The organism is Pseudoalteromonas sp. BSi20480 (genome assembly GCF_000241365.1).
Taxonomy (GTDB): Bacteria; Pseudomonadota; Gammaproteobacteria; order Enterobacterales; family Alteromonadaceae; genus Pseudoalteromonas; species Pseudoalteromonas marina.
The window spans coordinates 1-22,833 of sequence record NZ_BADX01000026.1 but is presented as its reverse complement, the minus strand read 5'-3'; the positions used below and the strand labels follow the sequence as shown (position 1 = coordinate 22,833).

The window sequence follows — 22,833 nt, the reverse complement described above, 5'->3', positions numbered from 1 at the left end:
AATAATATTTAGTGCTTGGCCTTACTAACGGAATACAATTACCCTTTAGGGCGTTTTGCACCGTATTTAGAACGAGCTTGACGACGGTCGCTAACGCCTGCACAGTCAAGTGCACCACGTACAGTGTGAAAACGCACACCTGGTAAATCTTTAACACGACCACCACGGATTAGGATTACACTGTGCTCTTGAAGGTTATGACCTTCACCACCGATGTAAGATGTTACTTCGAAACCGTTAGTTAAACGTACACGAGCTACTTTACGTAACGCTGAGTTTGGTTTCTTAGGTGTAGTTGTATATACACGAGTACATACACCGCGCTTTTGCGGACACGCTTTTAGTGCAGCTGAGTTACTTTTCGTAACCTTGCTACGGCGTGGCTTACGCACTAGCTGGTTAATAGTTGCCATTTAAATAGCTCCTGAAATTAAAATTACTACTGAAAAAATAAAAAAATCCGCCCTTTATTACCTGCCTACGATAAGCACACAAGTAAATGGGTGGCGGAATTTTAATGAGCAAAGTTTAACCTGTCAACCTAAACTAACCGTAAGACAGCACTTAACTGCCTTACGAACTCTTAATCTATTGATTAAGAACAGTTTATTGATTTCCAGACAAATCAGCATTTAGTGCATCAGTTAGTGCTTGAGTTGCCTCTTCAGCGCTTACTGTTTGCTCTTCTACTACTTCTTTGCTTTGTTTACGGCGAGCCATACGATCTTGATGATACGCAAAACCGGTACCGGCTGGGATCAAACGACCCACAATTACGTTTTCTTTCAGACCGCGAAGCTCATCGCTCTTACCATTCACTGCTGCATCTGTAAGAACACGTGTTGTTTCTTGGAAAGACGCTGCAGAGATGAAAGATTCTGTCGCTAGTGATGCTTTAGTAATACCCATTAACTGGATTTCAAACTTCGCTGGGATCTTACCTTGTTTTTCAAGGTCACGGTTTGCGATATTAACGCGCGCCACTTCGATTTGTTCACCAGCTAAGAAGTCAGTATCACCACCGTGTAAAATGGTACATTTACGTAACATTTGACGGATAATTGTTTCAATGTGCTTGTCATTGATCTTAACGCCTTGCAAACGGTAAACCTCTTGCACTTCGTTAACAATGTAATTAGCAACATGAGTCACACCACGTAGGCGTAAGATGTCATGTGGTGATTCAGGACCATCGGCAATTACCTCACCTTTAGACACTTGTTCACCTTCAAACACGTTAAGTTGACGCCACTTAGGAATCATTTCTTCGTAATGATCGCCTTCAGCTGGAGTAATAACTAAACGCTTCTTACCTTTAGTCTCTTTACCGAAGCTAATAGTACCGGTGATTTCAGCTAAGATAGCTGGATCTTTTGGCTTACGCGCTTCAAATAAGTCGGCTACGCGAGGTAGACCACCCGTGATATCACGAGTTTTAGAGCCTTCTTGCGGGATACGTGCTAACACGTCACCTGGGTTTGCAGTCGCACCGTCTGTTACTTCAATCGTTGTGAATGAAGGAAGACGTGTTTCTTGCAGACCACGCTCATCACTTTCGATGATAAGTTTAGGCTCTTTAGCATTCGCTTTAGCATTCGCTTTAGCAAGGTCTTTAACTACGATACGAGTCAAACCAGTTAGTTCATCGGTTTGTGTCTCTGTATTCGAGTCATCGATATCGCTAAACGATACTTTTGATTTGTGCTCAAGAACGATTGGGTGACTATGCGGGTCCCAAGTAGCAACAATGTCGTTACCTTGAACTTCTGCATTGTCTTGAACTGTTAATACTGCACCATAAGGTACTTTATAACGCTCTTTTTCACGGCCATGACTATCGATGATAGTGATTTCCGTTGAACGTGACGTAATAACAATCTTACCGTCTGTATTTAATACATACTTAGCATTGTGAAGTTTTAATGTACCGTTAGTTTTAACTTGTACATTATTTTCAGCTGACGCTCGAGATGCCGCACCACCGATGTGGAATGTACGCATCGTAAGCTGTGTACCCGGCTCACCAATTGACTGTGCCGCGATAACACCTACTGATTCACCTGCGTTGATGATATGACCACGTGCAAGGTCACGACCATAACAGTTAGCACATACACCAAAGTCGTTATCACATGTGATAACTGAGCGTACGCGTACTTCATCAACCGAGTGCTCTTCTAAAAGGTCACACAGTTTTTCATCAAGCATGATATTACGTTCTACAAGTACAGTATTAGTACCTGGAATAACAACATCTTCAGCTACAACACGACCTAGTACACGTTCGCGAAGCGCTTCTACAACATCACCACCTTCAATAAGCGGTTTCATTGTTAAGCCATCTTCTGTGCCACAGTCGTCTTCGTTGATTACCAAATCTTGTGCTACGTCTACTAGACGACGCGTTAAGTAACCCGAGTTCGCTGTTTTCAGTGCTGTATCGGCAAGACCTTTACGCGCACCGTGAGTTGAGATGAAGTACTGAAGTACGTTTAGACCTTCACGGAAGTTAGCCGTGATTGGTGTCTCGATGATTGAACCATCTGGACGTGCCATTAGACCACGCATACCTGCTAGCTGACGGATCTGAGCGGCACTACCACGAGCACCTGAGTCGGCCATCATAAACACTGAGTTAAATGACGGTTGCTCTACTTCTTCACCTTTCGCGTTGGTTACTGTGTCTTTCGACAAGTTAGCCATCATCTCACGTGATAAGTTTTCATTTACACGTGACCAGATATCGATAACTTTGTTGTACTTCTCACCAGCCGTTACAAGACCTGATTGGAATTGTTGGTTGATTTCAGTTACTTCAGCTTCTGCTGACTCAATGATCTGCGCTTTAACCGGTGGGATAACTAAGTCATCGATACCGATAGAAACACCAGACTTCATTGCGTAATGGAAACCGGTGTACATAACTTGGTCAGCAAAAACAACTGTGTCTTTAAGGCCTAAGCGACGGTAACACTCATTCAACAAGCTAGAAATCTGCTTTTTACCTAGTGGCTGGTTGATTGACTCAAACGGCATACCAGTTGGTAAAATTAGAGACAGAATTGCACGACCTACCGTTGTTTCGATAACCGTTGTAGTATCTTCTACTACACCGTGCTCGTTAGCAACTGACTGGCTAATACGTACTTTCACAATAGCGTGAAGGTCTGCATTACCGCTACGGTATGCTTTTTCTGCTTCTTTAGGATCTTTAAATATTGCGCCTTCGCCTTTTGCGTTGATGCAATCACGGGTCATGTAGTAAAGACCCAATACAACATCCTGTGAAGGAACGATGATTGGCTCACCATTCGCAGGAGATAGAATGTTGTTTGTTGACATCATCAATGCACGTGCTTCAAGCTGTGCTTCGATTGTTAACGGTACGTGTACCGCCATTTGGTCACCATCGAAATCGGCGTTGTAAGCCGCACATACTAATGGATGCAAATGAATCGCTTTACCTTCGATAAGCACAGGCTCAAACGCTTGGATACCCAAACGGTGAAGTGTTGGTGCACGGTTTAGTAATACCGGATGTTCACGAATTACTTCGTCTAATACATCCCATACTTCCGCTACTTCACGCTCTACCATTTTCTTAGCAGCTTTGATTGTCGTAGCCATGCCGCGACGCTCTAGTTTGCCGTAGATAAACGGTTTGAATAGCTCAAGTGCCATCTTCTTAGGAAGACCACATTGGTGAAGCTTAAGTGTAGGACCTACTGTGATTACAGAACGGCCTGAGTAATCTACACGCTTACCAAGTAAGTTCTGACGGAAACGACCTTGCTTACCCTTGATCATATCAGCAAGAGATTTAAGCGGACGCTTGTTAGAACCTGTAATAGCACGACCACGACGACCGTTATCAAGTAGCGCATCTACCGCTTCTTGTAACATACGTTTTTCGTTTCGTACGATAATGTCTGGTGCTGCTAAATCTAATAGACGCTTAAGACGGTTGTTACGGTTAATAACACGACGGTAAAGGTCATTTAGATCAGATGTCGCAAAACGACCACCGTCTAGTGGTACTAATGGACGTAGATCAGGTGGCAATACTGGAAGTACTGTCATGATCATCCACTCAGGGTTATTACCTGATTGGTGGAATGATTCCATTAACTTAAGACGTTTAGTGATTTTTTTACGCTTAGTTTCAGAGTTAATTGTTGGTAACTCTTCACGCATCTCAGCAATTAATTGGCCAAGATCAAGTTCACGAAGCAAGTCTAAAACTGCTTCAGCACCCATCTTCGCTTCAAACTCATCACCGTGCTCTTCTAATGCATCTAGGTACTCTTCTTCACCGAGTAACTGACCACGCTCAAGCGTTGTCATACCTGGCTCAGTTACTACGAATGATTCGAAGTAAAGAACACGTTCAATATCACGAAGCGTCATATCTAGCATTAAGCCGATACGTGACGGTAATGATTTTAAAAACCATATATGTGCTACTGGGCTCGCAAGGTCAATATGACCCATACGATCACGACGCACTTTGGTCAGTGTAACTTCAACGCCACACTTCTCACAGATCACACCACGGTGTTTAAGGCGTTTATATTTACCACATAAACACTCATAATCTTTCACTGGGCCGAAAATACGGGCACAGAATAAGCCATCGCGCTCAGGCTTGAAAGTACGGTAGTTAATAGTCTCAGGTTTCTTTACTTCACCGTATGACCATGAACGAACCATGTCTGGTGAAGCAAGACCAATGCGAATTGCATCGAATTCTTCGGTCTTATTTTGTTGCTTCAGAAACTTAAGTAAGTCTTTCACCTTAGCTCTCCTGTCGGAGTTAATCTCGAGGACGGGTAATCTCGTCCCTACATTCTATTCAGCCGTAACAGATGCTGCAGCGTCAACTGCAGCATCTAATTGGCTTAATTTTCTTCCAACTCGATGTTGATACCCAGTGAGCGGATTTCTTTCAACAATACGTTGAACGATTCTGGCATACCTGGTTCCATCTTGTGGTTACCATCAACGATGTTTTTATACATCTTAGTACGACCATTCACGTCATCCGATTTCACTGTTAGCATTTCTTGTAGCGTGTAAGCAGCACCGTAAGCTTCAAGTGCCCATACTTCCATCTCACCAAAACGCTGGCCACCGAACTGTGCTTTACCACCCAGCGGCTGCTGAGTAACAAGGCTGTAAGAACCAGTAGAACGTGCGTGCATCTTATCATCAACCAAGTGGTTAAGTTTAAGCATGTACATGTAACCAACAGTTACTTGACGTTCAAACTGATCGCCAGTACGGCCATCATAAAGTGTAACCTGACCACTTCTAGGGTATCCACCAAGCTCTAGCATGTCTTTGATTTCGTCTTCTTTAGCGCCATCAAATGCAGGAGTAGCGATTGGTAAACCACCTTTTAAGTTTTCAGCTAGGCGACGAATTTCGTCATCAGAGAAACTTGCAATGTCTACAACTTGGCGAGATTCACCAATTTCGTAAGCTTGCTTGATGAATTCACGTAGCTCATGAAGCTCACGTTGCTCTTTCATCATTTCTTCTAAACGTTCACCGATACCACGTGCAGCAAGACCCATATGTGTTTCAAGGATCTGACCGATGTTCATACGCGATGGTACACCTAGTGGATTTAGTACGATATCTACCGTACGACCTTTATCATCGTATGGCATATCTTCTACTGGTACGATAGTCGAGATAACACCTTTGTTACCGTGACGACCCGCCATTTTATCACCCGGTTGGATACGACGTTTAACAGCTAGGTATACTTTAACAATTTTAAGTACGCCTGGTGCTAAGTCATCACCTTGAGTAATTTTACGACGTTTGTTTTCAAACTTCTTATCGTATTCAGCTTTAAGTTCATCGTACTGTGCAGCTAGTTGCTCAAGTTCAGCTTGCTTATCTTCTTCAGCAAGGCTTTGAGTTAATAGTTTTTCAGCATTTAATGACACTAAGTTGTTTTCATCAAAGCCTGCAGCTACAAGTAGCTTACGAGCGCGTTCTAAAACGCCAGCTTCAAGAATACGGAACTCTTCGTTGAAGTCTTTCTTCGCTTCGCGAAGCTGCATGTCTTCAACTTCTAACGCACGCTTATCTTTTTCAACACCATCACGGGTGAAAACTTGCACGTCAATTACGGTACCAGTTACAGAATTTGGTACACGTAAAGAGCTGTCTTTAACGTCAGATGCTTTTTCGCCGAAGATAGCACGCAGTAGCTTCTCTTCAGGTGTAAGCTGTGTTTCGCCTTTCGGAGTCACTTTACCTACTAGAATATCGCCGCCTTTAACTTCAGCACCAATATAAACAACGCCTGATTCATCAAGCTTGCCTAGTGCAGACTCACCCACGTTAGGGATATCTGCAGTGATCTCTTCTGGACCTAATTTAGTATCACGGGCAACACACTGTAGTTCTTGAATGTGGATAGTCGTTAAACGATCTTCTTCAACTACGCGCTCTGATAGTAAGATTGAATCCTCGAAGTTATAACCGTTCCATGGCATGAATGCCACGCGAAGGTTTTGACCAAGGGCTAAGTCACCTAAGTCAGTCGAAGGACCATCTGCTAACACGTCACCACGAGTAACCGGTTCACCAACCATGCACGTTGGTTTTTGGTTAATACATGTATTTTGGTTAGAACGTGTGTACTTGGTTAAGTTGTAGATGTCGATACCCGCTTCACCAGGGATGCGTTCTTCTTCATGTACGTTTACAACGATGCGACTTGCGTCGGCATACATCACTTCACCACCACGTTTTGCAACAATCGTTACACCAGAATCTTTCGCTAGTGTTAACTCAATACCTGTACCTACTAACGGCTTATCCGCTTTCAATGTTGGTACTGCTTGACGTTGCATGTTTGAACCCATCAATGCGCGGTTAGCATCATCGTGTTCTAGGAACGGGATAAGTGCTGCTGCTACAGAGATCACCTGCTGTGGTGATACATCCATATATTGCTGGTCCATGCGACCCATAAAGGTTGATTCACCTTTGTGACGACATGGAATAAGTTCATCTACAAACTCATTGGTTTCAGTTAAGTTTGAGTTCGCCTGTGCGATAACAAACTGACCTTCTTCAATGGCTGATAAGTAATCAACTTCATCAGTTACTACACCGTCTACCACTTTGCGGTAAGGTGTTTCTAAGAAACCGTAGTCATTTGTACGTGCGTACGTAGACAATGAGTTAATTAGACCGATGTTTGGACCCTCAGGCGTCTCGATTGGACATACGCGACCGTAGTGAGTTACGTGAACGTCACGTACTTCAAAGCCAGCGCGCTCACGTGTTAGACCGCCCGGACCTAATGCAGAAATACGACGCTTATGCGTTACTTCTGATAGCGGGTTATTTTGGTCCATAAACTGTGATAACTGAGACGAGCCGAAGAACTCTTTAACCGCTGCCGAAATAGGCTTAGCGTTAATAAGATCTTGTGGCATTATCGCGTCAAGGTCACCTAAGCTTAAACGCTCACGTACAGCACGTTCTACACGTACTAGACCAACACGGAATTGGTTCTCAGCCATTTCGCCAACACTACGTATACGACGGTTGCCTAAGTGGTCGATATCATCAACATCGCCTTGACCGTTACGAATAGCAATTAATACTTTCATAACAGACACGATGTCTTCTTTGCTTAATGTGCCAGGGCCTGTGTCAGAATCGTAACCAACACGGCTATTAAACTTCATACGACCAACAGTTGATAGATCGTAACGTTCTTCAGAGAAGAACAAGTTTTGGAATAAGGCTTCAGCCGCGTCTTTCGTCGGTGGCTCGCCTGGGCGCATCATGCGATAAATTTCTACTAGTGCTTCTAAACGGTTGCTCGAAGAGTCAATGTTCAATGTATTTGACATGTAAGCACCGCTGTCCACTTCATTGATGTACAACGTATCAATGGTAGTGTGACCGGCTTTAACTAATTCAGCCATAAGCTCAAGAGTTAATTCATCATTCGCATTTGCAATAACTTCACCCGTTGATTCATCAACGTAGTTTTTAGAAATAATACGGCCAATGATGTACTCATGAGGTACTTCTAACTGAGTAATGCCTTTTTTCTCGATACTCTTGATGTGACGAGCCGTAACACGACGCCCGCTTTCAACAAGTACTTCACCGTCTTCGCCTTTGATATCAAAAGCGGCAGTTTCACCACGTAAACGTGAAGGTACAAGTTCCATAAGAACTTTACCGTCAGCTACTTCAAACGCAGTAGTATCGAAGAAGATATCTAGGATTTCTTCACTAGAGTACTCAAGTGCACGTAAGATGATAGACGCCGGTAATTTACGACGGCGGTCAATACGTACATATAAGTTATCTTTTGCATCAAATTCGAAGTCTAACCATGAACCACGGTAAGGAATAACGCGTGCGTTATATAATACTTTACCTGATGAATGAGTTTTACCGCGGTCGTTATCAAAGAATACACCAGGGCTACGGTGTAGCTGAGAAACGATAACACGCTCTGTACCATTGATTACAAAGGTACCGGTATCGGTCATGAGCGGAATTTCGCCCATGTAAACTTCTTGCTCTTTAATGTCTTTAACTGTGCCTGGAGCTTCTTTGTCCATAACAACAAGACGCAGTTTCACGCGAAGTGGAGCAGAATAAGTCACACCGCGAATTTGACATTCTTTTACATCGAAAACTGGCTCACCAATACGGTAACTTACGTATTGAAGCTCAGAATTTCCCGAGTAGCTTTTTATAGGGAACACAGAACGGAAGGCAGCTTCCAAACCATGATCGCCATCAGCGTCCGGCACTAAGAATTTTTTAAACGATTCTAACTGTGTAGACAGTAAAAAAGGTATATCCAAAACTTGTGGACGTTTACCAAAATCCTTACGGATACGTTTCTTTTCAGAATAAGAGTAAGCCATGGGGTTCCTCAGCTTGCTGATCTTTGACCCGACCTGTTCTTGTAAGAACAGACTTAACTGGCAGCTATGCCAAGATTTACAACATTTTATTGTTGTTCTAATTAAATCCCTTTTCAACACTAGCAAACTATAAAGCGTTGAAAGTAAAGAAATAATTAGATTTTATTTGCGCTATAAGAGTGCATCACTCCATAGCGCAAAAAGGCCGGTGATTAAATAATCACCAGCCCTTGCCTGATTTCTCAGGCAGCGAACTTAGCGTAAGCTAAATTACTTAACCTCAACTTCAGCACCAGCTTCAGTAAGATCTTTTGCAAGTGCTTCAGCTTCTTCTTTAGATACACCTTCTTTAACAGGTGTAGGAGCAGCTTCAACAAGAGCTTTAGCTTCTTTAAGGCCAAGGCCTGTAGCGCTACGAACAGCTTTGATTGCAGCAACCTTGTTAGCGCCAGCGCCAGTAAGGATTACGTCAAATTCTGTTTTCTCTTCAGCAGCTTCAGCAGCTGGACCAGCTACCATTGCAGCTGCAGCAGTTACGCCGAATTTTTCTTCCATTGCTTCAACAAGAGCAACAACGTCCATTACTGACATTTCAGCAATTGCGTCAAGGATTTGGTCTTTAGATACAGACATTACAAATTTCCTAATAATTAACGGACTCTAGGTCCAAATAAATTTTACACCGAAAGGATTAAACAACTTAAAATTAAGCAGCTTGCTCTTCTTTCTGTACACGTACTGCTTCAATTGTTTTACACAATTTGCCAGCAGACGCTTCTTTCATAGCACTCATTAAGCGTGCAACAGCTTCGTCGTATGTAGGTAGAGTTGCAAGCATAGCTGCATCTACTACGTTACCTTCAAAAGCGGCCGTTTTAACTTCGAATTTCTCATTCTTTTTCGCGAAATCTGAAAAGATACGCGCAGCAGCACCTGGGTGCTCTGATGAGAAAGCGATTAAGCTTGGACCAACAAATGAATCAGAAAGACACTCAAAATCTGTTCCTTCAAGAGCACGTTTTGCTAAAGTGTTACGAACAACTTTCATCCATACACCAGCTTCACGAGCTTCTTTACGAAGGGCAGTGATTGCGCCAACTGTTACACCACGAGAATCTGCAACAACTGCAGATAGAGCACCATTGGCTGCTTCGTTGACTTCAGCAACTATTGCTTTTTTGCCTTGAAGATTTAAAGCCATGGGTGTTACTCCTGGTTTAATGGGGTTACCGACAATCGGTTTCCCCTGTTCTACTCTTCCCTACCAAAAAGGTAGAGATGCTTTTTACGGCGAGAGCCAGAAGGATTAGGAAAAATCTATCTGGGGTCTACACCGTCTACGTAGGTAAAATTAAGGCCTAAGCCGCCTACGGTCTTGGACGGAAGCCCAATTTATCGCTTTGCCAGAGGCGCACCGAAATTATGGACTTCAACCCGAATTCTTTATTTTGCTAATTAATAAATTAATCAACAAAATGGCGCGAAATTATAGTACAAATTTCGTGCCATGTAAACACTAAATTAAGCAACTACTGTGTTTAAAGTAGCTTGGTCAACAGAAACACCTGCGCCCATTGTTGTAGAGATAGTTACTTTTTTCAAGTAAACACCTTTAGCTTGAGAAGGTTTAGCCTTCTTAAGTGCAACAATAAGAGATTCAAGGTTTTGTTGAAGTTGCTCAGCTGTGAAATCAACCTTACCAATAGTAGTATGGATGATGCCGTTTTTGTCATTGCGGTAACGCACTTGACCAGCTTTAGCATTTTTAACTGCTTCTGCAACGTTAGGTGTTACAGTACCAGTTTTAGGGTTTGGCATTAGACCACGTGGACCTAAGATTTGACCTAGTTGACCAACAACACGCATAGCGTCTGGAGATGCAACAACAACGTCAAAATCCATCTCGCCTTTTTTAACTAGCTCAGCAAGATCTTCCATACCTACTAATTCAGCACCGGCTTCTTTCGCAGCTTCTGCGTTAGCGCCTTGTGTGAATACTGCAACGCGAACGTCACGACCAGTACCGTTAGGTAGTACAGTTGCACCACGAACGTTTTGGTCAGATTTACGAGCATCGATACCAAGGTTAACAGCAACGTCAACACTTTCTACGAATTTAGCTGTCGCTAACTCTTTTAAAAGAGCAACTGCTTCATTGATTTCGTAATCTTTAGTTACTTCCACTTTTTCGCGGATAGTACGCATACGTTTAGTTAATTTAGCCATTTCTTAGTCCTCTACGTTCAAGCCCATCGCACGCGCAGAACCTGCGATAGTGCGAACCGCTGCGTCCATATCGGCAGCTGTAAGGTCAGTTCGTTTTGTCTCAACAATCTCTTCAAGTTGAGCACGAGTTACTGTGCCTACTTTGTCAGTGTTAGGACGGCCTGAGCCTGACTTGATACCAGCAGCTTTCTTAAGTAAGTAAGCAGCAGGTGGCGTTTTCATGTCGAACGTAAATGAACGGTCACCGTAAACAGAGATCACTACAGGAACTGGAGCGCCTTTTTCGATAGACTCTGTACGTGCGTTAAACGCTTTACAGAATTCCATGATGTTTACACCGTGTTGACCTAGTGCAGGACCTACTGGAGGACTAGGATTAGCCATACCAGCGGCAACTTGTAGCTTGATTAGAGCTTCAACTTTTTTAGCCATTATAAATACCTCATTTGGTGGGTCTTAGCCTTGTGCGCGCGAGGACGCGTACTCTAACGGCTTCCCAGTTTAAAAATTGGTTTCGTACTTTTTGTACTGTAAAAATAAATTTTTACCTTTATACAAAAAGGCCGCTGATTATAAGATAATCAGCGGCCTTTTTCAAGCTTCGTGCCAAAATTTAAAATTTCAGCAGTGAAGTCTTTTTTAATCAATTACTTATCTTGTTCAACTTGACCAAATTCAAGTTCAACTGGCGTAGAACGTCCAAAAATAAGTACAGATACTTTAACGCGGCTTTTTTCGTAGTCAACTTCTTCAACTACACCACTGAAGTCTGCAAATGGACCGTCAGTTACGCGTACCACTTCACCTGGTTCGAATAATGTAGCAGGCTTAGGTGCTTCAGCATTTTCTTGTAAACGGTTAAGAATACGATCAGCTTCTTTAGAGCTGATTGGCGCTGGACGGTCAGATGTACCGCCAATGAAGCCCATTACACGCTCTGTGCTATTTACTAAGTGCCAGCTAGCGTCATTCATATCCATTTGTACTAGTACGTAGCCTGGAAAGAATTTACGCTCAGATTTACGCTTTTGACCTGCGCGCATCTCAACCACTTCTTCAGTTGGTACTAATATTTCACCAAAGCTCTCTTCAAGACCTTCAATTTTAATGTGTTCAGTTAACGTTTGAGCTACACGCTTTTCATAACCAGAAAATGCTTGTACTACGTACCAACGTAATTTAATTTCTTTGTTCTCATCCGACATGGGATCAGATCTCCAATCCAGTTAAAAAGCCAACAGCGCGGAATAAAATGCCATCTAATCCCCAAAGGATAAGTGCCATAATCACGGTTGCAACCATTACAATTAATGTCGTGTGGGTAGTTTCTTGACGCGTAGGCCAAATAACTTTGCGTACTTCAATTCGCGCTTCTTTAGCGAAAGCAAGAAAGGTACGTCCCTTAAAAGTTTGTGAGGCAATGGCTAATCCGGCCGCTATTGCAACAACAACGCCGATAGCACGTAGTAATACAGACTGATCTGCATACATATGATTACCAACAACTGCGCCTGCAAGTAGCGCGATTGCTACTAACCACTTCACTGACTCCATCCCGCTTGATGGTGTTTCTACATTCGTGCTCATAATATTATTACCTTAACTACAGACACAACAACCCTACACAATGGCAGGGTTAATCCATTAAAATCTAAACTTAAAAACAGACTTATTTAAACCGATTTTTAACCCCAGACTTACTCATATTAATGAGTAAATTGGCAGGGGCGGAGAGATTCGAACTCCCAACCGTCGGTTTTGGAGACCGCTGTTCTACCAATTGGAACTACGCCCCTGCAAAGTGGATGCCTATTATACTTACGCAAATCATTTACACAAGCCTAAAAGATACCCGTAATGCAAAATCTCTATAAACAATTAAGTACTTAATATTAAAAAGGCTTAATTCGCCCCTTTAACAAGTGGCACGCCATTATTACCCACAGGAATGTAAACCGTTGTATGGTTTGGCGACTCGGCCATTTTTATTTGCGCATTTATGGCTTCATGTTGTAAATAATTAGCTGTAAGCGTGGCGTTAATAATTTTTTGTGCCTGCGCTATGCCTTTTGATTCTTCAACACGTATTTCTGCATCTTTACGCGCAATTTCTTTTTGTGTTTCTTTTTCAGCAAGTAACTGCTGCGCAGCTAGTTTTTTCTCTACCGCATTAGCAACAATATCGGGGTAGTTAATATTACCTACAACTACATTGGCAAGCTTAAAGGGGGTGGTTGATAAATAATTTTGTAAACGCAGTGTGACCTCTTGGGCTATTTTTTCGCGGTTTGTTTTAAGTTCACCACTGTCGTATTTCTGCACAGTATCTCTTACGTAAGTTCTGAACGTTTCACGCACAAAACGTTTGTACCAGTTCTCTGCTCCGTATTGTTCAACAACGGTTTGCACTGAACCACTTTGAATGGCAATCACAGCATGAAAATCAAATTTTATGTTTAAATCATCATTAGCTAATATTCTAAATGTTTCGGTATACGTATTAGGCCGCATATCTATGTTTACCACTTCATTACGCAGTAATGACATACCATAATTAGCAGGCCCTATCATGGTGCCTTGGTAACCACCTTCACCAAATACTCGTGGTTTTTCGTAAACATAGCCCTCTTCACCTGCTGGCGTACTTGGGTTAGTGCACGCGGTTAATCCAAACCCAATTACGCCAACAACAAAAGCACCTTTAACTAAATTATTAACCAAACTTTGCATCCCTGAATTTCTTGCTCTCATTATTTGTCCTTTATTTCTCTAATACTTTATATACATCGCTTAATAGGCTTGAAGCACCAAACCTAAATGTGGTGGCTTGTAGGTAGTCATCGCTCATTATTGAACGGGCTAGTGCTAAATATTCACTGGCATCAGCCACCGTTTTAACACCGCCGGCAGCTTTAAAACCAACACGTTTACCTGAATTTTTAATGGTTGTTAGCATTACCTTAGTTGACTCAAGCGTCGCATTTATAGCGACTTTACCTGTACTCGTTTTTACAAAGTCAGCGCCGCCTTTAATAGCCAGTTCGGTCGCTTGAGCAATCAACGCCTCTGTTTTTAGCTCACCACTTTCTATAATTACTTTTAGCTGAGCTTGAGTGCCGCACGCTTTTTTACTTTCACTTACGTACTTAAGCGTGGCTTGCGTGTCACCTGCTGCTAGTTTTTTATAAGGAATAACGAGGTCTATTTCATCTGCGCCGCGCTCAATGGCTATAAGTGTTTCGTTTATCACATCGCTCAGCAGGGCGTCACCCGTTGGAAAGTTAGTCACCGTTGCTACTTTAACGTGGCTAAGCTCTCGTGCGGCAAGCGCTATTTTTGCATCGTCTACAAAATCACTATACACACACACCGCAGCTGGCGTGCCTAGTGCAGGCCTAATACTATTGATCAGAGCTTGAATGTCTTTTGTTGTGTCGCTTGTGTTTAAGCTAGTTAAATCCATAAGCTCTACTGCGAGTAATGCGTCTTGTTGTTTTGTCATACGGACTCCCTTGCCCTGCTTGGGTAAAATTAATATGCCTCATATTAACAAATTAAAAAAAACTCGCTATAGCTCATAACCAAACACTCTAAGCTTATTATTTTACTTGTAACTAGTCGCAATCCCTTGTTAACTCAGCCTTAGGCTTAAAACCGCTACCCAATATAACTTTTGGTTATATCAACTTGGTTTTAATTATTTTTTACTTACACATAGCCGCTATATTCTGCACAACAGATTAAAGCGTTTTATAAAATTGTTTAGGGGTGTTACCAACGTGCAATATTTACCTATCTTTACCAAACTCGACAACAAACCTGTATTGGTTGTTGGCGGTGGAGAGGTCGCATTACGCAAGTGTCGCGCGTTTTTAAAAGCCCGTGCTGCAGTAACCTTAGTGGCACCTTGGTTTTGTGACGAATTAAAAGAACACGCACAACACAACGAAGTGACCCTAATAGACGCTTACTTTGACGAATCACACCTAGACGGAAAAATGCTAGTTATTGCAGCAACCGATCGAGACGAAGTTAACAACACGGTATTTGAGCTTGCCAATGCTCGCAATGTGTTTGTAAACGTGGTTGATGACCAACCTAAATGTACGTTTATATTTCCTTCTATTGTTGACCGTAACCCTATTACAATTGCTATTTCGAGTGCGGGCACAGCCCCTGTACTTGCACGCCGTTTACGTGAAAAGTTAGAGACATTAATACCACAACACATTGGCCCACTTGCCACACTGGTGGGTGGCTTTAGAGATAAAGTAAAACAGCGCTTTAAGCACTTTTCTGACCGCCGCCAATTTTGGGAAGGCGTGTTCGACTCATCAGTTGTGAGTAAAGTACAAACCGGCGACACCCAAGGTGCTGAGCAACAACTTGAACAAATGCTAGACGCGAAAGCCGAGCCCGAGGGCGAAGTTTATGTGGTAGGGGCAGGTCCTGGCGACCCAGAACTTTTAACCCTTAAAGCACTGCAACTTATGCAACAAGCTGATGTCGTTGTTTACGACTTTTTAGTATCTGACGAAATTATGGAGCTTGTTCGTCGTGATGCAGACCTAATTTGTGTTGGTAAACGCTTAGGCGACCATAGTGTTGTTCAAGAAGATACTAACCAAATGTTGGTTGACCTAGCTAAACAAGGTAAAAAAGTATGCCGAATTAAAGGAGGAGATCCCTTTATTTATGGCCGCGGCGGTGAAGAAGTACAAGTATTGGCTGCCAACAAGGTGAATTACCAAATAGTACCGGGTATTACAGCTGCAGCAGGGTGTAGTGCGTATGCAGGTATTCCGCTTACGCATCGCGATCATGCCCAGGCTATTCAGTTTGTAACAGGGCACTGTAAAAAAGACGGCCAAGAACTTGATTGGCAATCACTGGCTAAACCAAACCAAACACTTGCTATATATATGGGCGTAATTAAGTCACCGCACATTCAAGCAGAGCTATTAAAACATGGCCGTAAAGCCGACACGCCAGTTGCCGTGATCGAAAATGGCACGCGCAAAAATCAACGTGTAGTAACAGGCCAATTAGGTGAGCTTGCCAATTTAATTGAACGCAACAGCATTGTATCGCCAGCATTACTTATTATTGGTGAAGTAGCCGCCCTACACTCGCAGCTTGCGTGGTTTGGGAAAAACAACCAAACAAGTAGCTATGCGCAACCGTTAACCGATATAGCAAATTAGTAACCAAATTTAATTTTATAACTTTTAATCATTTTAGTAGGACGACTAACAATGGCTTTAACTCATCTTCAGCAACTTGAAGCTGAAAGTATCAAAATCATGCGCGAAGTCGCCGCTGAGTTTGAGAACCCAGTAATGCTTTACTCAATTGGTAAAGATTCGTCGGTACTTCTGCACTTAGCGCGTAAAGCGTTTTACCCTGCAAAAATTCCGTTTCCGTTATTACACGTAGACACCGACTGGAAGTTTCGTGAAATGATTGAATTTCGCGACCGCATAGCAAAAGAGTACGACTTTGACCTACTGGTACACAAAAACCCAGAAGGCTTAGCAATGGGCGTTGGCCCCTTTACGCATGGCTCGGGTAAGCATACCGACATAATGAAAACCCAAGGGTTAAAGCAAGCTCTTAACAAATACGGTTTTGATGCAGCCTTTGGTGGCGCCCGCCGCGACGAAGAAAAATCACGTGCAAAAGAACGTGTGTACTCGTTCCGCGACAAGCACCATCGTTGGGATCCAAAAAACCAACGTCCAGAGCTTTGGAACACTTATAACAGTCAAGTAAACCCAGGCGAAAGCATTCGTGTATTCCCGTTATCTAACTGGACTGAGCTTGATATTTGGCAATACATTTATCAAGAAAACATCGAAATGGTTCCACTTTACCTAGCTAAAGAGCGCCCTGTAGTTGAACGTGACGGCACACTTATCATGGTTGATGACGAACGTATGCCACTTGAAGAAGGCGAAGTACCACAAATGAAATCGGTCCGTTTTCGTACATTAGGCTGTTACCCACTAACCGGCGCCGTTGAATCTACAGCCAGTACACTAACCGAAATTATTGAAGAAATGCTGTTATCTACGTCATCAGAACGCGAAGGCCGCGTTATTGACCATGACTCAGCAGGCTCAATGGAGAAGAAAAAACGTGAGGGGTATTTCTAATGTCTAGCCAAAATAACGATACATTTAACGAAGTAAAAGAAATAGGCATAGACGCCTACCTAGCACGTCAACAAGACAAAAGCTTATTGCGCATGCTTACCTGTGGCAGTGTAGACGACGGTAAATCAACACTGATTGGCCGCCTATTACACGACAGCCACCAAATTTATGAAGATCAGCTAGCAGCCCTTCACAAAGACAACGAAAAAGTAGGTAACGCAGGTGAAGATCTTGACCTTGCATTACTAGTAGATGGCCTACAAGCTGAACGCGAACAAGGTATTACCATTGACGTAGCGTACCGATATTTTTCAACGGCTAAGCGTAAATTTATTATTGCCGACACACCAGGCCACGAGCAATATACACGCAACATGGTAACGGGTGCATCAACAAGCGATGTCGCCATTATTTTGGTTGATGCGCGTTACGGCGTGCAAGTACAAACCAAGCGCCATAGCTTTATCTGTGACTCGCTAGGTATTAAACAGTTTGTTGTAGCCATTAATAAAATGGATATTGTTGATTTTGACGAAACCGTTTATGAAAAAATCAAAGCCGATTACCTTAAATTTGCTGAGCAACTAAATGTAACAAACATCAAGTTTGTGCCTATGTCGGCGCTTAAAGGCGATAACGTAGTAACGCGCTCTGCGCATACGCCGTATTACACCGACAAACCACTGCTTGAGCTTTTAGAAGACTCGCCAGCGGCACAAACCGATACCGGTTTTGAAGCACGTTTACCCGTGCAATATGTAATACGCCCTAACTTAAACTTTCGTGGTTTTCAGGGCACATTAGCATCGGGCAAGCTACAAGTAGGCGACGCTGTAAAAGTATTACCGTCGGGTAAAACATCAAGCATTAAAGAAATTGTCACTTTTAATGGCAACCTAGACACAGCAGAAGCAGGCCAAGCAATTACTATTACGCTAAACAGTGAAATAGACATTAGCCGCGGCGACGTAATCGTACCGGCAAGTTCAACTGCCGCTGTTACTAATCAGCTTCAGGCTAAAATTGTATGGATGCACGAATCGCCATTAGTGCTAGGTAAAAACTACAACCTAAAACTAGGCAGCAAAAACACATCGGCTGTGGTTAAAAAGATTGACCACACTATTGATGTAAACACGCTTGAACATGGCTCTGCCGATTCATTACAGCTAAACGAAATTGCTATTGTAACGCTTGAGCTAACCGAAACTATTTTGGCCGACGAGTACCACAATAACCACGAAACAGGCTCTTTCATTCTAATTGACCGTTTGTCTAACTTAACGGTAGCAGCCGGTATGATTGAACACGTACTACAAAGCGAAAAAAGCAAAAGCGATTTCAGTGAGTTTGAAGTTGAGTTTAATAGCTTAGTACGCAAGCACTTCCCGCATTGGCAAGCGCTTGATATTTCGAAACTGTAAGTTTATTAATGTCTGTTAGGAATAATAAAGCATGGTAGAGCAGCTAGTTTTAACAGGCATAATGCTTACCTTAGTCGGGTGCCTTTTTGGCACCCGCATTAATCCAGCATGGTTATTTGTAAGCGCTATTGGCACCAGCTACTTAGCCGGGCTAATTGACCTTGAAAACATGCTAGTTAACTACGCCAATCCGTCACTTATTACCTTAGTGCTCCTCGTATTAGTGTCGATTGCAATCGAAAAAACCACGTTAATTCAAAAGCTATCCATGTCGTTATCTAAAGGTAGCTTAGTTAAGTCGGTAACAAAGCTGGGGATTTCTACTGCATTTTTATCGTCGTTTACTAATAATACGGCGGTGGTTGCCTCACTCATTACCGCAATAAAAGATAACCCAAACCATTCACCCTCAAAGCTATTATTACCGCTGTCGTACACTGCTATTTTAGGTGGCACCATTACACTCATAGGTACTTCAACAAACCTCATTGTTAACGGCTTTGCGGTCGATGCAGGTATGCAGCCACTGGGCTTTTTCGACTTTACCTTAGTGGGTTTAGGCGCGCTTAGCGTTGGCCTTATTACTATTTTGGTAATGCTTAAATACTTGCCTGACAACGGCAAAAGCGATCAAGAAGTTGTTCCTTTTTACCTTGAAGGTAAAGTACAAACAGGCTCAAAATTAATAGGTCGCACAGTAGAAGAAAACGGCCTACGCGATTTAAAAGACTTGTTCCTAGCTGAAATAATTCGTAATAACGAACGCATATGCGCAGTAACGCCTCAGCAAATTATTCAACAAAACGACATTTTATTATTTGTAGGCGACATTAAATCAGTCCCCCTGTTAACCCGCTTTGATGGTTTAAAAGTAGTACACGATAACCACGAAAAAGACATAGAACACTTAGTTGAAGTGGTCGTAAGTCAGTCGTCTAAATTTATAGGCAAAACCGTAAAAGAAATACGTTTTCGCGAGCAGTTTCACGCTGCTGTTATTGCTATTCGCCGTGGGCACGACCGCCTTCAAGGCGGCCTTGGCCAAGTACAATTACAAGCGGGCGATTCACTTATTTTGGCACCCGGCAAAAACTTTTACAGCCTACCTAATTTAAAGCGTGAGTTTGTATATATTTCAGGCCTTGATTTACAAACCCACCTTGCGCCCAAACAATCTAATATTGTATTACTCAGCTTTGCGGGTGTATTGGGTTTAAGTATTTTTGGGGTAGTGCCGTTAGTAAAAGGCTTATTGGTATTACTTATTGGCTTAATGCTCAGCGGCACCATAAAGCTAAACGAAATAAAACGCCGATTTCCGCTTGAGTTACTTGTTGTAGTAGGTAGCGCTATTGGGCTTGCAAAATTAATGATAGGCACGGGGCTTGCTGGGCAAATATCAAGTGCGCTATTTATGGTGCTTGGCGACTTTGGCCCTTACGGCGCATTTATAGCCATATTTTTAATGACCGTACTATTTACCGAACTTATTACAAATAATGCGGCAGCGGCACTTTCGTTTCCGGTTGCTTACTCATTAGCTGTTGGCTTTAATGTAGACCCGCTACCCTTTATTATGGCGGTTGCTTTTGGCGCATCGGCAAGTTTTATATCGCCATTTGGGTATCAAACAAATTTAATGGTGTATAGCGCGGGTAATTATCGCTTAAAAGATTACATTGTTATGGGCTTGCCCCTTTCTATTATTTATTCAATCACGGTATTAACCCTGATCCCGCTGGTATTTCCTTTTTAATACTGGCGCAAACAGCATAAGAGACACATCACTATGGATGAAAATATAGTTTGGCATAACTACGCAACCACTAAAGCACAACGTAGCGAGCAAAAAAAACATAAGCCGGCTATTTTATGGTTTACCGGTTTTTCAGGCTCGGGTAAAAGCACCGTAGCCAACGCACTCGAAGCGGCGCTTAATCAGCAAGGCGTACACACTTACCTGCTCGATGGCGACAACGTACGCCACGGCTTATGTAAAGACCTAGGCTTTAGCGATGAAGACCGCATAGAAAACATTCGCCGTGTAGGCGAAACCGCAAAACTAATGACCGACGCAGGCTTGTTAGTACTTACTGCGTTTATATCGCCTTTTAGAGCTGAACGGGACATGGTGCGCAATTTAGTAGATGACGGAGAGTTTATTGAGGTATTTATAGATACTCCGCTTGATGTATGCGAAAGCCGCGATCCAAAAGGGCTATACAAAAAAGCACGCGCAGGGGAGATAAAACACTTTACTGGCATCGACTCAAACTACGAAGTACCCACAAAGCCTGAAATAATTTTAGATACAAGTAAAAACACCCTAGACCAATCGGTTGCCCAACTGATAACGTATCTAAAACAAACGCATATAATAGGTTAACCCCAATGAACCAAACCGAACTGCTAGAAGAAACCCTCATCCTTGCCCGCACCGCAGGCAAAGCCATTATGGGGATTTACGAAAAGGACTTTAACGTTGAATACAAAGCCGATGAAAGCCCAGTAACCGACGCCGACTTAGCAGCTCATAAGGTCATTGTAGCGGGGCTACTTCAGCTTACGCCCGACATCCCCATCCTTAGTGAAGAAAACGCCGACATAAGCTGGGCTATTCGCCAAACGTGGAAAAGCTACTGGTTAGTCGATCCAATCGACGGTACCAAAGAGTTCATTAAAAAGAACGGCGAATTTACCGTAAACATTGCCCTAATAGAAAACGGAAAACCGGTACTCGCGGTTGTTGATGCCCCTGCACTTGGCGTATCGTACCTAGCAAGCGACGCCATTGGCGCGTTTAAAGACATGGGCGATGAGCGTATAGAACTTAAAGTAACCACTAAGCCTAACAAAGGGTTAATACGTGTTGTAGGCAGCCGCTCGCACCCATCACCCGATTTAGCCGAATTTGTAAAACGCTTTGACGACGTAGAAATGGTCTCAAAAGGCAGCTCACTAAAACTGTGTTTAGTTGCTGAAGGCAGCGCCGATATTTACCCGCGCTTAGGCCCAACCTGTGAATGGGATACCGGCGCAGGCCATGCAATCGCCGAAATAGCCGGTGCAAAAGTCACTAAGCTTGATGGCAGCCCGCTTACTTACAACACTAAAGATGAGTATTTGAATCCGTACTTTGTAGTGAGTGCGGTGGAAGAGTAAGAGCTTCGAGCTGTTAGCCACGAGCAGCTCGGTGTAAACCTAAGGTGTTTAGGTTGGGTTGGGTTGAGTGGAACGAAACCCAACTTATATACATTCTCATCATTTTAATACATAAACATAGACATTTAGCATTACCATAAGCAAAAATAATAGCCCATCTGTTTATAAACTAATCTAAAGTTTACTACTTAAAATATTTATTGCTTTATCTCTTTTATCCTCATCAAAACCTGTATTTATCAATCCCTTCAACCTATCAATAAATATTAACTTCGTCTCTTTATCTAATGAGCTTACCGCTGTAAATATGTTGGACATATCTACATTGAAATCTGTAGACAACACTTCTATCAATATTTTTAGCGACTGTTTATCTTTTTTATCTTTTAGGAGATCTAAAATAAACTCATATTTAGGGCCACCAAAATGCTTTTTACCTGGTTCGCCTGCAGCTCCATTTTCTATTTGAGATATAATACATAGCATTTCATAAGTGACTTCATATTCTAGTAAGTCCAAAGCGATAGATGAAAAATCTTGTTTCTCTAAAACTTCTATAAACTCAGAAGAATTATTACTCTCTGCTTCTCTTTTTATTTCTATAAATATAGCTGAAAGTAAATAAATATCGTTAATCGTAGCGACATCTTTAATCACGCTCTGAAAGTTATCTATATTCAATATTTTTATCACTAGCCTTGTAAAAATCTCTTTAAAGTTCTCAGCATTTTGATATTTATTTTTTTTTACTTCAGTCGAAACATAGTCAAAAAGTACTTTATTAAGGCTTCTATCTGTAAATGACGATGACCTTTTAAATAAAACATCTTTAAAGCGCAGCAAAACTAATTGATAGCGTTCATCACAACACAACTCTTTAGCTAATGCTTCGAGTTCGCTCCCATCACGAATTCTTGAAAATATAGTTTGTTCATTCACCTC

At 42.5% G+C, this 22,833-nt stretch carries 18 protein-coding genes and 1 tRNA gene; 6 read left to right on the top strand and 13 right to left on the bottom strand.

All coding sequences use genetic code 11. The features are described 5' to 3' along the window. Positions 1–38: 38 nt before the first annotated feature. The 12 genes from rpsL to deoC form a co-directional block, all read right to left on the bottom strand. Entirely contained in the window at positions 39–413 is a 375-nt protein-coding gene (gene rpsL / locus P20480_RS14855) for a 30S ribosomal protein S12 (protein WP_002958885.1), read from the bottom strand. Positions 414–606: 193 nt separating this feature from the next. Further along, entirely contained in the window at positions 607–4,794 is a 4,188-nt protein-coding gene (gene rpoC, locus P20480_RS14860) for a DNA-directed RNA polymerase subunit beta' (protein ID WP_008127200.1), read from the bottom strand. A 104-nt stretch (positions 4,795–4,898) separates the two neighbouring features. Then, entirely contained in the window at positions 4,899–8,924 is a 4,026-nt protein-coding gene (rpoB, locus tag P20480_RS14865; RefSeq protein WP_006791260.1) for a DNA-directed RNA polymerase subunit beta, read from the bottom strand. Positions 8,925–9,194: 270 nt separating this feature from the next. After that, positions 9,195–9,557 carry a 50S ribosomal protein L7/L12 gene (gene rplL, locus P20480_RS14870; RefSeq protein WP_006791261.1) on the bottom strand — a complete coding sequence of 121 codons (363 nt, stop codon included), beginning with the start codon at positions 9,555–9,557 and terminating at the stop codon, positions 9,195–9,197. Positions 9,558–9,630: 73 nt separating this feature from the next. Beyond that, on the bottom strand, positions 9,631–10,125 hold the full coding sequence (rplJ, locus tag P20480_RS14875; protein ID WP_006791262.1) for a 50S ribosomal protein L10: 495 nt from the start codon (positions 10,123–10,125) through the stop codon (positions 9,631–9,633). A gap of 320 nt (positions 10,126–10,445) precedes the next feature. Then, positions 10,446–11,150, bottom strand: a complete 705-nt coding sequence (gene rplA, locus P20480_RS14880) for a 50S ribosomal protein L1 (RefSeq protein ID WP_008127196.1) — start codon at positions 11,148–11,150, stop codon at positions 10,446–10,448. Positions 11,151–11,153: 3 nt separating this feature from the next. Then, entirely contained in the window at positions 11,154–11,582 is a 429-nt protein-coding gene (gene rplK / locus P20480_RS14885; protein WP_002958879.1) for a 50S ribosomal protein L11, read from the bottom strand. A 215-nt stretch (positions 11,583–11,797) separates the two neighbouring features. Next, complete coding sequence (gene nusG, locus P20480_RS14890; RefSeq protein WP_006791264.1) at positions 11,798–12,355, bottom strand: transcription termination/antitermination protein NusG; 558 nt, start codon at positions 12,353–12,355, stop codon at positions 11,798–11,800. 4 nt (positions 12,356–12,359) lie between these two features. Continuing rightward, on the bottom strand, positions 12,360–12,737 hold the full coding sequence (gene secE / locus P20480_RS14895; protein ID WP_006791265.1) for a preprotein translocase subunit SecE: 378 nt from the start codon (positions 12,735–12,737) through the stop codon (positions 12,360–12,362). A gap of 132 nt (positions 12,738–12,869) precedes the next feature. Continuing rightward, a tRNA-Trp gene (locus P20480_RS14900) sits at positions 12,870–12,946 on the bottom strand. 106 nt (positions 12,947–13,052) lie between these two features. Then, positions 13,053–13,901 carry an SPFH domain-containing protein gene (locus tag P20480_RS14905; protein WP_033024996.1) on the bottom strand — a complete coding sequence of 283 codons (849 nt, stop codon included), beginning with the start codon at positions 13,899–13,901 and terminating at the stop codon, positions 13,053–13,055. A gap of 10 nt (positions 13,902–13,911) precedes the next feature. Continuing rightward, entirely contained in the window at positions 13,912–14,652 is a 741-nt protein-coding gene (gene deoC, locus P20480_RS14910; protein ID WP_008127192.1) for a deoxyribose-phosphate aldolase, read from the bottom strand. Positions 14,653–14,929: 277 nt separating this feature from the next. On the opposite strand from deoC, the gene cysG reads away from it, so the two are divergent. Genes cysG through cysQ form a run of 6 tightly spaced genes read left to right on the top strand, consistent with a single transcriptional unit; the run spans position 14,930 to position 21,891 of the window. Beyond that, on the top strand, positions 14,930–16,354 hold the full coding sequence (cysG, locus tag P20480_RS14915) for a siroheme synthase CysG (protein WP_008127190.1): 1,425 nt from the start codon (positions 14,930–14,932) through the stop codon (positions 16,352–16,354). Positions 16,355–16,405: 51 nt separating this feature from the next. Next, the gene (cysD, locus tag P20480_RS14920; RefSeq protein WP_006791269.1) at positions 16,406–17,305 is read left to right on the top strand and encodes a sulfate adenylyltransferase subunit CysD; all 900 of its coding nucleotides are present in this window, start codon (positions 16,406–16,408) and stop codon (positions 17,303–17,305) included. Beyond that, the gene (gene cysN, locus P20480_RS14925) at positions 17,305–18,729 is read left to right on the top strand and encodes a sulfate adenylyltransferase subunit CysN (protein ID WP_008127185.1); all 1,425 of its coding nucleotides are present in this window, start codon (positions 17,305–17,307) and stop codon (positions 18,727–18,729) included. The genes cysD and cysN overlap by 1 nt, the downstream gene beginning before the upstream one ends. A gap of 31 nt (positions 18,730–18,760) precedes the next feature. Beyond that, positions 18,761–20,485 carry an SLC13 family permease gene (locus P20480_RS14930; RefSeq protein ID WP_008127183.1) on the top strand — a complete coding sequence of 575 codons (1,725 nt, stop codon included), beginning with the start codon at positions 18,761–18,763 and terminating at the stop codon, positions 20,483–20,485. Between the two features lie 33 nt (positions 20,486–20,518). Further along, positions 20,519–21,115 (top strand): adenylyl-sulfate kinase, encoded by a 597-nt coding sequence (gene cysC, locus P20480_RS14935; protein ID WP_008127182.1) that lies wholly within the window; start codon positions 20,519–20,521, stop codon positions 21,113–21,115. Between the two features lie 5 nt (positions 21,116–21,120). Continuing rightward, the gene (gene cysQ, locus P20480_RS14940; protein WP_008127180.1) at positions 21,121–21,891 is read left to right on the top strand and encodes a 3'(2'),5'-bisphosphate nucleotidase CysQ; all 771 of its coding nucleotides are present in this window, start codon (positions 21,121–21,123) and stop codon (positions 21,889–21,891) included. A 174-nt stretch (positions 21,892–22,065) separates the two neighbouring features. Here cysQ and P20480_RS19485 read toward each other — a convergent pair. Continuing rightward, positions 22,066–22,833, bottom strand: a 768-nt coding sequence (locus tag P20480_RS19485) for a hypothetical protein (RefSeq protein ID WP_033024995.1), incomplete at its 5' end; no start/stop codon positions are given.

Coding starts and splice junctions, on each gene's coding strand:
- P20480_RS14905 (WP_033024996.1), bottom strand. CDS start 13,901: ATGAGAGCAAGAAATTCAGGGATGCAAAGTTTGGTTAATAATTTAGTT.
- cysN (WP_008127185.1), top strand. CDS start 17,305: ATGTCTAGCCAAAATAACGATACATTTAACGAAGTAAAAGAAATAGGC.
- cysC (WP_008127182.1), top strand. CDS start 20,519: ATGGATGAAAATATAGTTTGGCATAACTACGCAACCACTAAAGCACAA.
- rplA (WP_008127196.1), bottom strand. CDS start 11,150: ATGGCTAAATTAACTAAACGTATGCGTACTATCCGCGAAAAAGTGGAA.
- rplK (WP_002958879.1), bottom strand. CDS start 11,582: ATGGCTAAAAAAGTTGAAGCTCTAATCAAGCTACAAGTTGCCGCTGGT.
- nusG (WP_006791264.1), bottom strand. CDS start 12,355: ATGTCGGATGAGAACAAAGAAATTAAATTACGTTGGTACGTAGTACAA.
- rpsL (WP_002958885.1), bottom strand. CDS start 413: ATGGCAACTATTAACCAGCTAGTGCGTAAGCCACGCCGTAGCAAGGTT.
- P20480_RS14930 (WP_008127183.1), top strand. CDS start 18,761: ATGGTAGAGCAGCTAGTTTTAACAGGCATAATGCTTACCTTAGTCGGG.
- rpoB (WP_006791260.1), bottom strand. CDS start 8,924: ATGGCTTACTCTTATTCTGAAAAGAAACGTATCCGTAAGGATTTTGGT.
- secE (WP_006791265.1), bottom strand. CDS start 12,737: ATGAGCACGAATGTAGAAACACCATCAAGCGGGATGGAGTCAGTGAAG.
- rplJ (WP_006791262.1), bottom strand. CDS start 10,125: ATGGCTTTAAATCTTCAAGGCAAAAAAGCAATAGTTGCTGAAGTCAAC.
- cysQ (WP_008127180.1), top strand. CDS start 21,121: ATGAACCAAACCGAACTGCTAGAAGAAACCCTCATCCTTGCCCGCACC.
- rplL (WP_006791261.1), bottom strand. CDS start 9,557: ATGTCTGTATCTAAAGACCAAATCCTTGACGCAATTGCTGAAATGTCA.
- cysD (WP_006791269.1), top strand. CDS start 16,406: ATGGCTTTAACTCATCTTCAGCAACTTGAAGCTGAAAGTATCAAAATC.
- deoC (WP_008127192.1), bottom strand. CDS start 14,652: ATGACAAAACAACAAGACGCATTACTCGCAGTAGAGCTTATGGATTTA.